This window comes from uncultured Mucilaginibacter sp. (assembly GCF_903913935.1).
Lineage (GTDB): Bacteria > Bacteroidota > Bacteroidia > Sphingobacteriales > Sphingobacteriaceae > Mucilaginibacter.
The window spans coordinates 1-12,175 of record NZ_CAIWNH010000412.1; the positions used below are offsets into that span (position 1 = coordinate 1).

The 12,175-nt window shown below is 40.1% G+C and carries 14 protein-coding genes; 8 read left to right on the forward strand and 6 right to left on the reverse strand.

Annotation, left to right across the window (positions count from 1 at the left end):
• Positions 1 to 41: 41 nt before the first annotated feature.
• Positions 42 to 683, reverse strand: coding sequence for a phosphoribosylanthranilate isomerase (locus QZY09_RS16650; RefSeq protein ID WP_295674174.1), 642 nt, complete (start codon positions 681 to 683; stop codon positions 42 to 44).
• 1 nt (position 684) lies between these two features.
• Positions 685 to 1,674, reverse strand: a complete 990-nt coding sequence (gene trpD, locus QZY09_RS16655; protein ID WP_295674176.1) for an anthranilate phosphoribosyltransferase — start codon at positions 1,672 to 1,674, stop codon at positions 685 to 687.
• A gap of 374 nt (positions 1,675 to 2,048) precedes the next feature.
• Here trpD and QZY09_RS16660 point away from each other — a divergent pair, with 374 nt between their 5' ends.
• The 3 genes from QZY09_RS16660 (at position 2,049) to QZY09_RS16670 (ending at position 3,674) form a co-directional block, all read left to right on the forward strand.
• A complete protein-coding gene (locus QZY09_RS16660) occupies positions 2,049 to 2,999 on the forward strand; it encodes an ion channel (protein WP_295674178.1) in 951 nt (316 codons plus the stop codon).
• Positions 3,000 to 3,123: 124 nt separating this feature from the next.
• The gene (locus QZY09_RS16665; protein WP_295674179.1) at positions 3,124 to 3,345 is read left to right on the forward strand and encodes a DUF433 domain-containing protein; all 222 of its coding nucleotides are present in this window, start codon (positions 3,124 to 3,126) and stop codon (positions 3,343 to 3,345) included.
• Positions 3,342 to 3,674, forward strand: a complete 333-nt coding sequence (locus QZY09_RS16670) for a DUF5615 family PIN-like protein (RefSeq protein WP_295674180.1) — start codon at positions 3,342 to 3,344, stop codon at positions 3,672 to 3,674. The genes QZY09_RS16665 and QZY09_RS16670 overlap by 4 nt, the downstream gene beginning before the upstream one ends.
• 26 nt (positions 3,675 to 3,700) lie before the next feature.
• On the opposite strand, the gene QZY09_RS16675 is transcribed toward QZY09_RS16670, so the two are convergent.
• The 3 genes from QZY09_RS16675 to recR are packed head-to-tail and all read right to left on the reverse strand — an operon-like array spanning position 3,701 to position 5,955.
• Positions 3,701 to 4,516: an SDR family oxidoreductase gene (locus QZY09_RS16675; protein WP_295674183.1), complete on the reverse strand. Its 816-nt coding sequence runs from the start codon at positions 4,514 to 4,516 to the stop codon at positions 3,701 to 3,703.
• Positions 4,500 to 5,336, reverse strand: coding sequence for a glycosyltransferase (locus QZY09_RS16680; RefSeq protein ID WP_295674185.1), 837 nt, complete (start codon positions 5,334 to 5,336; stop codon positions 4,500 to 4,502). Before QZY09_RS16680 ends, QZY09_RS16675 begins: the two co-directional genes overlap by 17 nt.
• 1 nt (position 5,337) lies before the next feature.
• On the reverse strand, positions 5,338 to 5,955 hold the full coding sequence (gene recR / locus QZY09_RS16685) for a recombination mediator RecR (RefSeq protein ID WP_295674186.1): 618 nt from the start codon (positions 5,953 to 5,955) through the stop codon (positions 5,338 to 5,340).
• Between the two features lie 131 nt (positions 5,956 to 6,086).
• On the opposite strand from recR, the gene QZY09_RS16690 reads away from it, so the two are divergent.
• The 5 genes from QZY09_RS16690 (at position 6,087) to QZY09_RS16710 (ending at position 11,360) form a co-directional block, all read left to right on the forward strand.
• Positions 6,087 to 6,440: a four helix bundle protein gene (locus QZY09_RS16690; RefSeq protein ID WP_295674188.1), complete on the forward strand. Its 354-nt coding sequence runs from the start codon at positions 6,087 to 6,089 to the stop codon at positions 6,438 to 6,440.
• Between the two features lie 88 nt (positions 6,441 to 6,528).
• The gene (locus tag QZY09_RS16695; protein WP_295674189.1) at positions 6,529 to 8,016 is read left to right on the forward strand and encodes a sodium:solute symporter; all 1,488 of its coding nucleotides are present in this window, start codon (positions 6,529 to 6,531) and stop codon (positions 8,014 to 8,016) included.
• 49 nt (positions 8,017 to 8,065) lie between these two features.
• A complete protein-coding gene (locus QZY09_RS16700) occupies positions 8,066 to 8,773 on the forward strand; it encodes a TIGR00730 family Rossman fold protein (protein ID WP_295674191.1) in 708 nt (235 codons plus the stop codon).
• Positions 8,774 to 8,798: 25 nt separating this feature from the next.
• Positions 8,799 to 10,010 carry a TCR/Tet family MFS transporter gene (locus QZY09_RS16705; RefSeq protein WP_295674192.1) on the forward strand — a complete coding sequence of 404 codons (1,212 nt, stop codon included), beginning with the start codon at positions 8,799 to 8,801 and terminating at the stop codon, positions 10,008 to 10,010.
• Positions 10,011 to 10,145: 135 nt separating this feature from the next.
• On the forward strand, positions 10,146 to 11,360 hold the full coding sequence (locus QZY09_RS16710; protein ID WP_295674193.1) for a TCR/Tet family MFS transporter: 1,215 nt from the start codon (positions 10,146 to 10,148) through the stop codon (positions 11,358 to 11,360).
• Between the two features lie 47 nt (positions 11,361 to 11,407).
• Here QZY09_RS16710 and QZY09_RS16715 read toward each other — a convergent pair whose 3' ends face one another.
• Entirely contained in the window at positions 11,408 to 11,998 is a 591-nt protein-coding gene (locus QZY09_RS16715) for a DUF502 domain-containing protein (RefSeq protein WP_295674196.1), read from the reverse strand.
• Positions 11,999 to 12,175: the final 177 nt, after the last annotated feature.

Sequence of the window (12,175 nt, forward strand, 5' to 3'; positions counted from 1 at the left end):
GGATATAAGCTCCGCCAAAATCGCCATAATAACCCTGTTCATTAACTCCGTAGTTCATTTATAGGATTTTGTTTAATGATGTCAAATGCTTTTTCTAATTTAATGATATCCTTCAGCCCCGGTTCTATCTCAAATTTACTATTGAGATCCACACCGTGAAATTGAGGATGACGAATGTTTTTTACTTCTTCCAGGTTTTCAAGTGATAGGCCGCCGCTTAAAAAAAAGGGGACGTCCAGTTTGTAATTGTTTAATAATTTCCAGTTGAATGTTTTGCCGGAACCGCCGTGAATAGTGGTTTTAGTATCGAACAGAAAAAAGTCAACACTGTTTTTAAATTCATCCAGCCGGCTAAAATCAAAATCCTCATTTACACCGAAAGCCTTTAAAACTGTAACTTTTCCTTTAAAATAATTGGCAAAATCGGGTGTTTCCTCACCGTGTAATTGAATGGCATCAAAATGATATTGATCAATGAGCTCACTTACTTTTTCTTTGGTTTCGTTAACAAAAACTGCGGTCTTTTTGATGTAAGATGGGACCTGGCTTAACGCTTCGATCGTCAATTTATCAATAAACCTTGGCGATGGTCCATAAAATATAAAGCCCGCGTAGTCGGGGTTCAAAGCGGCAACCGCTTCTATGTTCTCAGGAACTTTTAAACCGCAGACTTTTACTTTCATTTTAGTTCTCTATCAAAGTTTTAAAACTTTTTAAAGCCTTTTTGCTTACCAGCGCTTCTTCCGCATCGTAAAAACTATTTGCAAAAGTTTTTTCAGGGTTGATGGTTTTTATTGCCAGCGCTGCGTTGCACAAAACCACATTTTGTTGTGCTGCTGTTGCTTTTGCATTCAATACTGCTAAAAATATATCTGCTGAGTCACTGATACTGCTTCCGCCTAAAATATCTTTTGGGCTTAGTTTTTCAAAACCAAGTGCTTCAATGCTGTTGATCTTTTCGCCATCGGCTGAAAAGGTTTTAAAATCGCAGGTTAGTGATACTTCGTCATAGCCTTCAAGCGCATTTAATATGGTATACCGCTTGTCGGATTTCTGGTACAGGTAAGCGTATATTCTCGCCAGTTCCAGGTTAAATACGCCAACCAGTTGGTTTTTAGGCCGTGCAGGATTAACCAGCGGACCGAGCATATTAAAGAATGTTTTTACACCCAATTCCCGGCGGATAGGTGCGACAGTTTTCATAGCAGGGTGAAATAACGGGGCATGCAAAAAGCAAATATTAGCCTTGTCAATATTTGTTTTTAGTACATCAGTATCATTGGTAAATTTTGCGCCCAAAAATTCCATTACATTGGATGAGCCGCAACCCGATGAAACGCCATAGTTGCCATGTTTGGCAACTTTATAGCCAGCGCCCGCTACAACAAAAGAAGCCAGAGTTGATATATTGAAAGTATCTTTTCCATCGCCACCGGTACCGCAAAGGTCAATTACTTCGCCTGCCTCCAGCTCAATTGGCAGGCACAGCTCCAACATGGCATCGCGGAAACCTTCCAGCTCATTCACCGTAATGCTGCGCATGCAATAGGCCGTCATAAATGCCGCCATTTGTGAATTGTTGTATTTACCCTGCGCGATAGCGGTCAAAATTTCTTTTGACTGGCCGTGGGTAAAGGTTTTGTGTTCAAAAAGATGATTTAATATCTGTTTCATGCCCCCTAACCCCCTAAAGGGGGAATTTAAATGTTAATTAATTTGTATTTCTGTTTACCCGCCTTTTTCTCCCCCTTTAGGGGGCCGGGGGGCAAAAAATAAGGGTTACCATTACTGGCAACCCTTCTGAATATCTTTAAAAAACAAAAATGGAATTGCCTTACGATTACTCGTTAAGCCACCACCAATTATTGTTTAATGTTTTCATTATTGTTTTATGGCACAAATATGGAGATTTTTTTTCTAAAAGCAAGCAGAATGATATTTTTACGCGACAAGCTGATTAAATTAAAAAAATGTCCGTTTAATAAGATGTGATATATTTGGACAAACTTAATCAACAGCTCGATCCATCAGCATGATCAACCGATAAAATGGCGATACGTAAAAGAAAAATAAATCCGGAAGATGATCTTGGCTTTGGCCCTCAGCCGGTGATTAAAAACCAGCAGCTGATCAATAAAGACGGCAGCCCTAATGTAAAAAGGGTGGGCCTGCCATTTTTTAATACCGCAAATAACTATCATACACTAATAACCATGAGCTGGACAAAATTCTGGATCATGGTGATAAGCGGTTACGCTGTTTTAAATGTAATATTCGCATTCATATATATGTCATTTGGGGCTGGGAGTTTGGACGGTAGTTCAGGCAATACCGAATTCAACCATTTTTGGGACGCTTTCTTTTTCTCGGCACAAACTATTTCAACAGTAGGATACGGGCACATCAGCCCAAGAGGAATGGGTGCCAATCGTGTAGCAGCATTGGAATCGATGATGGGCCTGCTTGCGTTTGCGTTGGCTACAGGATTATTATATGGGCGCTTTTCAAGGCCGTCGGCACAGATTATATACAGTAAGAATATTTTGGTGGCTCCTTATCTCGAAAATAGCAAAGGAGTTATGTTCAGGTTGGCCAATTTACGCCGAAATATCCTGATCGACCTGGAGATTGAGATTATTTTCTCATTTAATGAAAATGTGGATGGCAAGGTAATGCGGCGATTTTATCCCCTTGAAGTGGAAAGGCGCAAGGTGAGCGTACTGACGATGAACTGGACCATCGTGCATCCGCTGGATGAAAACAGCCCATTGGTTGACATGACAAAAGAAGACCTTGAAAAATCGGAAGCAGGGTTTGCCATATTACTTCGGGCGTTTGATGATACTTTTTCGCAAACGGTTCACTCCCGTACCAGTTATCAATACCACGAAATAGTTTGGGACGCTAAATTTAAACCAGTATTTAACCGGGATGACGATGGCCGGATAGTATTGGATCTGAGCAAGATCAGTGAACATGAATTGGTGGCGAATATTTAGTTCATCGTTGATGGTTCATAGACTTTAAAAAATATTTTAACAGATACGCTAATAAATAAGCCATTCAACTCTCGACAAATTAGAACTGCTTTACCTTGTTTTAAATTATTGGTATATTAGCATAATGAATTACACGCAATATATTGAAATCAATCCCGAAAAGAGATTTGGGAAGCCTATCATTATCGGTACCAGGATATCTGTATACGATGTGTTAAGTTGGTTATCTGAAGGGCTGTCTGTAAACGATATTATTTCAGATTTTCCAGAATTAACTGAAGACCAAATAAAAGCTTGTTTGTCATATGCCGCAGACAAAGAACATAAATTAAGAGTAGTTTCGTGAAAATACTTCTTGATCAGAATATTTCGTTCAGAGTGGTTTCGCTTCTATCCGATACTTTTGATTATGTAAAACAAGTCAAACAGCTTAATTTAGTCGATGCATCGGACCTTGAAATTTGGATGTATGCTTTCAAAAACGATTTTACAATCGTAACATTTGACAGTGATTTTATTGATTTAGCTACTTTAAAGGGATCTCCTCCTAAAATCGTCTGGTTGCGTTTTGGCAATTCGTCAAACCTTAAAATCGCTAATAAATTACTTTCTAAATCAAATGAAATAAAGGAATTTGTCTTAAATTCTGAGATATCCTTTTTGGAAATCGATTAATATAAAAATAAAATATTGCTGATGCTCTATTTCAATAAAGAGTTTTTCTCCTTTGCAATAGTATTATAAACCAGTTTATCCAACAATCCCGGTAAAATCTTACTTAAGAATACCGTTAGTTTGCCCCGGCCGGTCATAATGAGTGTACGTGCACGGTTCTCTACACCATTAGCAATAATTTTGGCAACCTCGTCTGACGTCATCATTTTTTCTTCGTGCAGGGTGCTTTCACCCTGTTGTTGTCCGCTTTGGTCTAAAGCAGTATTACGGATATTGGATGCCGTAAACCCAGGGCATGCGGTAATTACATTAATGCCTGTTTTTATATTTTCTACCCTTAATGCATCCAGGAAGCCATTCATTGCAAATTTCGAGGCCGAATAGCCCGTACGGCCCGGTAAACCTTTGTACCCGGCAATAGAAGAAACACCGACAATAGTGCCCTTTGTCTTTAAAATTTCAGGCAATGCATATTTGGTACAGTACACCGTGCCCCAAAAGTTTACATCCATAACGGCTTTTAAAACTTTAACATCGGCATCGTTAAACAAAGCTCTCATGGAGATACCTGCATTATTGATCAATATATCAATTTTACCGAAAGTAACGAGGGTTTGTTTGATCAAATGATCGCAATCTTCTTCATGTGTTACATCACACTGAACGGCAACAGCCTTTATCCCGAATTCTTTTTCAAGGCTTTGTGCAAGTTCGCATAAGGTAACAAATTGCCGGGCGCCTAAAATAAGGTTAGCGCCGCGTTTGGCAAATTCTGTTGCAAGTGATTTTCCGATGCCTGATGACGCCCCGGTGATGATAACTGTTTTATCCTTTAACTTCATACGAATGCTGGAACAATGCCGGGATGCCATCCACTTTTATTTGAGGCACCCGTATTAAATATTTAACGGCGAAGATAATCATCGCTCCATAAAAATACTTAATGTAATTCCAGCTAAATTTTGGCAATTGCTGCCTTTCATAGTTAATGATATATGTTTTGGGGAAGTAATAATTTTTATAGCCGGCAAGCCTGATGCGGTATGACAGATCAATATTATGACCGTACATCAAAAAGCGTTCGTCAAATAAACCAATTTCGTTTAGCACAGATTTGCGTAGCAACATAAAATCGCTGCTCAGAATATCGATTTCTGAAATTTGAAATTCTTCAACCCAATCCTTACGGTTGCGATTGTATAAGCGGGTCTTACTGAGGTTACGGGCAAAGCCGATAAACTTTAGAAATTCAGCCCAGTATCTATCTAAGCCGTGTATAGATTCCGGTAAAAAGCGGCCCTCCGGATTAAGCATCCGCACGCTAAGTCCTCCTGAATCGGGATGCTCATCCATAAAGGAGCAAGCCTTCTGTAATGAGTCTTTGCCGCAAATTGTATCCGTACTGACTACTAAAATATACTCTCCGTTGGCCTGGTTGATCGCCTCATTGTTAGCTTTGGCTATACCCTGATAAGTAGTATTGGTGATGAATAAAGCATGTGGAAATTGACTTTGCAGCGCATCGGTGGCGTGTTCTGTTAAAGTGTTGTCAACTATAATCAATTCGTAATCAATGTTTTTACAAGCACTAATTAAAGAATTTAACGCTTGCTGAAGCAATGCGCCGGCATTGTTATTAACCACAATTACTGATAGCTTCATGTTACTTTGATAGTGAATTGATATACGGTACACGTGTAGCAATGGATCTCCCCAATGTGATTTCGTCTACGTACTCTAATTCACCTCCAAAAGCTATGCCACGGGCAATAGTTGAGATAGTTATTTCGAAATTTTTTAATCTTTTATGCAAATAAAACAAAGTAGTGTCGCCTTCCATGGTAGCACTCAGGGCGAAAATAACTTCCTGTACCTCATTGGTCTTTAAGCGCTCAATCAAAGAATCCACTTCCAGGTCTGAAGGGCCGATGCCGTCCATTGGCGAGATCAGTCCCCCCAATACATGATAAACCCCATTGTATTGATTGGTGTTTTCAATAGCCATCACATCGCGGGTGTCCTCAACCACACAAATCAGGCTGTGGTCGCGTTTTGGCGAAGCGCAAATCTCGCATACCGGATGATCAGAAATGTTTAAACAAACCTGGCAAAACTGGATCTCGTTACGCAGTTTGCTAATGCTCTTGCTAAATCTTTCTACATCCTGAACATCCTGATTTAAAAGGTGCAGCACCAATCGCAGGGCGGTTTTTTGCCCAACACCCGGTAGTTTTGAAAATTCAGCAACGGCATCTTCCAGTAATTTGGATGAAAAGTTCATTGCTCAAAGATAGTTATTAGTCCGAAAGTCCGGAAGTCCGAAAGTCCGGAAGATTTTTTTGTTGGGAAGTTAAATTAAAGTGTTAAATAGTTTTTGTTTGATAACTTGCACGCAATAAGTTTTCCTTTGCTATGGGTTTTAAATTTGAAAAGTTAAAAGTTTGGCAAAAAGTGGTTGATCTTGCTTTTGAAATTAATGAATTGACCAAGTCATTTCCTAAAGATGAATTGTTTATATTAACTGCGCAAATAAAAAGAGCAGGGGATTCTGTTTCATTAAATATTGCTGAAGGGTCGACCGGGCAGTCAAATGCAGAATTCAATAAATTCTTAGGATATGCATTACGATCAAACGTGGAAGTTGTAGGTTGTCTATATTTAGCCCAAAAACGAAATTTGATAACTGAGGAAAATTTCGCTAAAATTTATTCATTATGTGAAGAGATTTTAGTTATGATAAATGGATTGAAAAACGCATTAAAATAAGTCGGGATTAATAAGGAATGAAATATGATTAACTGTAAGAAAATCAATCTTTCGGACTTTCGGACTTCCCGACTTTCGGACTAAATATATGTCACCAGGTATACTACTCTCTTTCATTATAGGCTACTTTTTAGTGTTGCTGGTAATTTCGTGGCTAACGTCAAGGAAATCGTCCAGCAATGATACTTTCTTCGTTGCTAACCGCAACTCAAAATGGTACCTGGTAGCATTCGGGATGATTGGCACTGCATTGAGCGGCGTAACCTTTATTTCTGTACCAGGCAAGGTTGGTGCACCCACCGGCGACCAGTTTGAGTATTTTCAGTTTGTTTTAGGTAATGCGGCAGGCTTTATTATTATTGCTACTGTTTTACTGCCGCTTTATTACCGCTTAAAATTGACTTCGATATACAGTTATATTGAAGGCGCTTTAGGCGTTTGGAGCTATAAAACGGCTGCAGGTATTTTCCTGATCAGCCGGATCATAGGTTCAGCATTCCGTCTTTACCTGGTGGTGATCGTCCTGCAAAAGTTTATTTTTGATAGTTATCACATTCCGTTTGCTGTAACTGGTTTGATCTGCCTGGTGCTGATCTGGTCGTACACCTTTAAAGGCGGCTTAAAAACCATTATTATTACCGATAGCCTGCAAACCTTGTTTTTGGTGTCGTCGGTTTTTTTATCTATTTATTTTATCTGCCAGAGTCTTCACCTCAGCATATTCCAGGCCGCAGAAGCGATTAAGACCAGCAGTTATTCAAAGATTTTCTTTTTTACCAACTTTATGGGCAGTAAGTTCCATTTTGTAAAGGCTTTTTTGGGTGGATTGTTTATTACAGTGGCCATGGTGGGCCTAGATCAGGACCTGATGCAAAAAAACCTCAGCCTAAAAAATATCCGCGAAGCAAAAAAGAATATGTTCAGCTTCACCGCAGTTTTTGTGGTGATCAACATTTTCTTTTTAAGTGTTGGCGCCCTGCTTTGGATCTACGCCAATAAATACGGTATTAAGGTGGAGAAAACCGATTACCTGTACCCAACTATCGCCCTAAAATACTTGGGCCTGGTGCCCGCAATGGTGTTTATGCTTGGCTTAACCGCAGCTACTTTCGCGACAACTGACTCTGCTTTAACTGCGTTAACCACTTCATTTTGTGTGGATTTTTTAGGGTTTGATAAAAAGGAAGCCACCAGCAGCAGGCAAATGGTAACTACCCGGCATTTCGTGCATATCGCTTTCTCCGGAGCGATGTTTTTAACCATTATTATTTTTAATGCCATCAATGATGGGGCTGTAGTGAATGCGATATTTAAAGTGGCATCCTATACGTACGGGCCGCTGCTTGGTTTGTACTCCTTCGGGCTTTTTGCAGGTAAACGGCAGGTTAAGGATAAGCTGGTGCCGTTTATTTGTTTGATTTCGCCGGCGATATGTTATTACCTGAGTATCAATTCGGCCAGATTGCTGGGTGGTTATGTTTTTGATAACGAATTGATCCTTTTTAACGGCTTGATTACCTTCGCGGGTTTATTTATTACGTCATCCCCAAAAACAAAAACGGCCGTCATTCATTAAACCTCTACTTAACTAACAATTCACTAATTCACTAATTCAATAATTATCCATGACCGGTGAAGAAAAAATAAGACAAGCATTTGAAAACAAAAACTGGCAGGAAATAAAAGTTACCGACTCCTGGCAGATCTTTAAAATAATGGCCGAATTTGTTGAAGGCTTCGAAAAGCTGGCTAAAATAGGACCCTGCGTTTCCATATTTGGTTCTGCTCGAACCCATAATGATAATCCGTATTATAAGTTAGCCGAAGAAACTGCCCGTATTTTAACAGAACGCGGCTACGGTGTTATATCAGGTGGCGGACCCGGTGTGATGGAAGCAGCCAACAAGGGCGCATACGAGGCGGGTGGTAAGTCTGTTGGTTTAAACATTGAACTTCCTTTTGAACAATTCCATAATAAATACATCGACAGGGATAAAATATTGGAGTTTGACTACTTTTTTATCAGGAAGGTGATGTTCATGAAATACTCCCAGGGCTTTATCATTTTGCCGGGTGGTTTTGGAACAATGGACGAATCATTTGAAGCGATCACGCTGATCCAAACCGGCAAGATCGCCCGGTTCCCAATCGTATTTGTGGGCATTGACTACTGGAAGGGGCTTTTTAACTGGATCGAAGAAAAAATGCTTGCACAGGAGCACAATATCCACCCCGATGACCTGAACCTTTACCGGTTGGTTGATACGGCCGAAGAAGCAGCAGGGCATATCTTTAAGTTTTACGAGAAATATGTGCTGAAACCGAATTTTTAAGAAATGTTAACAACATTTTGGTATTATGATCAAACCTAAAGGTCAAGCCGCATTAGGCTTTATTTTTGTTACTATTTTAATTGATGTTATGGGCTTTGGCATTATCATACCGGTATTGCCAAAACTAATTCAACACCTTATTCATGGTAGTTTAAGTCAGGCAGCCATTTATGCTGGTGGATTGGCCTTTGCCTATGCTGCTATGCAATTCTTTTTCTCGCCAGTAATTGGCAACTTGAGCGATAAATTTGGCCGTAGGCCCGTCTTATTAAGTTCTCTCCTTGGTTTTGGTATTGATTATTTATTTCTCGCTTTTGCGCCATCAATAGGATGGTTATTTGTAGGAAGGGTTATTGCCGGAATTACAGGTGCAAGTTTTACTACTGCAAATGCCTATATCGCCGACATAAGTACACCAGATAAACGCGCGGCAAATTTTGGACTTGTTGGTGTGGCCTTTGGCATTGGTTTTATTTTCGGGCCTGTTATCGGTGGATTTTTAGGAGGTTTTAATACACAATACCCTTTTATTGCAGCGGCAGTTTTAGCTTTGTTAAATGCTGGTTATGGTTACTTTATTTTACCAGAATCTTTAGCTGTTGAAAACCGCAGGCCATTTAGCTGGTTAAGGGCAAACCCCATAGGTTCGTTGTTGCAATTAAATAAATATAAAAAGGTTTTCGGCCTGGCGGTTTCTCTTTTCCTGGTTTATTTTGCTGTACAATCTGTTCAAAGTGTCTGGACATTTTACACTATCCAAAAATTCGCATGGAGTAATCGTATGGTAGGTTTATCGTTAGGGTTTGTCGGGATAATGGTTGCAGCCGTTCAGGGCGGTCTTATCCGTATTGTTATACCTAAACTTGGGCAGGAACGAAGTATTTGGATCGGCTTATCACTTTACAGCATCGGCTTGTTTTTATTTGCATTCGCTTCGCAAGGGTGGATGATGTTTGTAATTTTGGTTCCTTACTGCCTGGGCGGAATAGCAGGCCCTGCGTTGCAAGGGTATATGAGCAACAGCGTGCCGGCAAATGAACAAGGCGAATTGCAGGGTGGTTTAACCAGCCTCATCAGTCTAAGTTCTATCTTCGGACCGTTAATAATGGCTTGGTCGTTTTCATTTTTTACCAGCAAGGCTGCACCATTTCAATTTCCCGGGGCGCCTTTTGTTTTAGGCGCAGTGTTAATGCTTGCCAGTACTTTTTTAGCCATCAGGAGTTTTAAACGGAATTAAATTAGTTGATTAAGTTGGATTAAGTTGATTTAGTGAGTATGTTGTGCCGAGTTGATCATAAATCAACGTATAAAAGTTTTTATTAATAACTCAATCAACTTAATTTAACTTTATCAACCCAATCAACTTATAAGCATGCCCCAACCGAAACAATCCGCAGCATTAAGCTTTATATTTATTACCATTTTTATTGATGTGCTCGGTTTAGGTATTATTATTCCGGTGCTGCCGAAGTTATTGCAGGTATTGGGGCATATCGATGTGAATAAAGCATCGGAATATATTGGCTGGTTAACCTTTGTTTATGCTTCTATGCAGCTGATATTTGCCAGCATTATGGGCAACCTCAGCGACCGCTACGGGCGACGTCCCATTTTGTTGATCTCGTTATTTGGTTTTGGGTTAGATTATGTGGTGATGGCCTTTGCACCAACTATTGCGTGGTTATTTGTTGGGCGGTTTATAGCAGGTGTTTGCGGCGCAAGTACTTCCACCGCCACAGCCTATATTGCAGATGTGAGTACAGGAGACAAAAGAGCCGCTAATTTTGGTCTTGTCGGTGCAGCTTCGGCAATAGGCCTGATTGTAGGGATCGCTTTAGGTGCTTTTCTTTTTGTTATTAATATCAGGCTGCCTTTTATAGCAGCCGGAGGTTTCGCCTTTGCAAATGCCTTGTTCGGCTTGTTCGTGTTACCTGAATCATTAGCAAAAGAAAATCGCAGAAAATTTGAATGGAGCAGGGCTAATCCGTTTTTATCATTGCAAAGGATTTATAAAAAACAACCAACACTCGCCACCTTGTTGAGCGCTACCGCTATAGTTTATATAGGCCAAAAAGCGGTAGAGTATTTGCTGTCGACTTTCATTTATGAAAAATTTAACTGGACCCCGGCGAGCGTAGGCTACTTGGGGCTATTCATCGGGTTGGTTTTGTTCGGTATACAGGGAGGTTTGATCAGGTATACCGTCCCGAAATTTGGCCAGCGAAAGAATATTATTGCCGGCCTGATATTTTATGCTTTGGGTTTGCTGCTGATAGCCATAGCAGGCAAAGGCTGGATGCTATATTTCTGCATGGTTCCCTATTGCCTGGGCGGCTTATCCGGCCCTGCCTTACAAGGCTTAGCCAGCGAAAAGGTAGCAAAAAATGAACAGGGCGAACTACAAGGCGCATTTGCGATTTTAAACAGCATCAGCCTCATCATCGGCCCGCTGCTATTCAGCTATGTGTTTTTTTTCTTTACCAAAAAAGGATCGGAAGTTTATTACCCGGGTGCGCCGTATCTTTTAGGGGCGGTGCTGATGCTTATCAGTACTTTTATCGCCATAAGAAGTTTTAAACGGGCCTGATTTTTTGGGCTAAAAACAGCAAATGGCGGATTGATAACAACCTGAATCTAAATACCGCTTACACCGCCGGATATTACAAATTTCATCATATCTGCGGCACTCTTATCAATTGGTTTTACTTTATCGGCTGATATGATGACCACTTGCCCGGCAAAGGAGTAAGAGAAGGGGAAATAAACCGCAACATCGCCAGGTAAATTTAGTTTAGTGAGGTCGCGCTGTACCATAAATCCTATCTTTTTCAAACCAAATTCATTCACTTCGACGATAACAGGTTCATTGAATTTTTTTTCCTCCCCAACAAAAGCCTCAGTAAGGTCCTTTATGGAAGAATACAGGAATTTTAAAAGAGGTAAACGGTTAAGCCAGCGATTGAACCATCGTTTGATAGGGTCAGTTACTACGTTAGTTACCATTATGCCCGCAATCAAGATCAGCACTAAAACATTTAAAATGCCCAGGCCGGGAATGTAAATAGGCTTGCCTTTGGCATCAGTCAATAATATACCGCTTAAGTTAAGCGCGTTATCAATACTTTTTACTGCCCAAAAAATTAAGAGGAAAGCTGCCCCAAGCGGTACAACAATTAACAGCCCTTTAATAAAGTAATTTAAAAGGGCGCCAAATATCTTTTTCATGGTGAATCAATTTCTGCTCATAAAAATTGTTATGGTTTATTGTCAATGATTAACAATTTTTATTTTGTCCTTGTAAATATAAGGCACTATCCGGGACTATTTTATAGGAGCATGTTTTTTCTTTTTTTGAGCAATTGACGCCCCCTTTGTGATCGCAAATATTTCCACAATAATTAA

Excerpts from the sequence above, each read along its gene's own strand:
- QZY09_RS16715 (WP_295674196.1), bottom strand. The coding sequence starts at position 11,998 with ATGAAAAAGATATTTGGCGCCCTTTTAAATTACTTTATTAAAGGGCTG.
- QZY09_RS16660 (WP_295674178.1), top strand. The coding sequence starts at position 2,049 with ATGGCGATACGTAAAAGAAAAATAAATCCGGAAGATGATCTTGGCTTT.
- QZY09_RS16665 (WP_295674179.1), top strand. The coding sequence starts at position 3,124 with ATGAATTACACGCAATATATTGAAATCAATCCCGAAAAGAGATTTGGG.
- QZY09_RS16690 (WP_295674188.1), top strand. The coding sequence starts at position 6,087 with ATGGGTTTTAAATTTGAAAAGTTAAAAGTTTGGCAAAAAGTGGTTGAT.
- trpD (WP_295674176.1), bottom strand. The coding sequence starts at position 1,674 with ATGAAACAGATATTAAATCATCTTTTTGAACACAAAACCTTTACCCAC.
- QZY09_RS16700 (WP_295674191.1), top strand. The coding sequence starts at position 8,066 with ATGACCGGTGAAGAAAAAATAAGACAAGCATTTGAAAACAAAAACTGG.
- QZY09_RS16695 (WP_295674189.1), top strand. The coding sequence starts at position 6,529 with ATGTCACCAGGTATACTACTCTCTTTCATTATAGGCTACTTTTTAGTG.
- recR (WP_295674186.1), bottom strand. The coding sequence starts at position 5,955 with ATGAACTTTTCATCCAAATTACTGGAAGATGCCGTTGCTGAATTTTCA.
- QZY09_RS16680 (WP_295674185.1), bottom strand. The coding sequence starts at position 5,336 with ATGAAGCTATCAGTAATTGTGGTTAATAACAATGCCGGCGCATTGCTT.
- QZY09_RS16675 (WP_295674183.1), bottom strand. The coding sequence starts at position 4,516 with ATGAAGTTAAAGGATAAAACAGTTATCATCACCGGGGCGTCATCAGGC.
- QZY09_RS16705 (WP_295674192.1), top strand. The coding sequence starts at position 8,799 with ATGATCAAACCTAAAGGTCAAGCCGCATTAGGCTTTATTTTTGTTACT.
- QZY09_RS16650 (WP_295674174.1), bottom strand. The coding sequence starts at position 683 with ATGAAAGTAAAAGTCTGCGGTTTAAAAGTTCCTGAGAACATAGAAGCG.
- QZY09_RS16710 (WP_295674193.1), top strand. The coding sequence starts at position 10,146 with ATGCCCCAACCGAAACAATCCGCAGCATTAAGCTTTATATTTATTACC.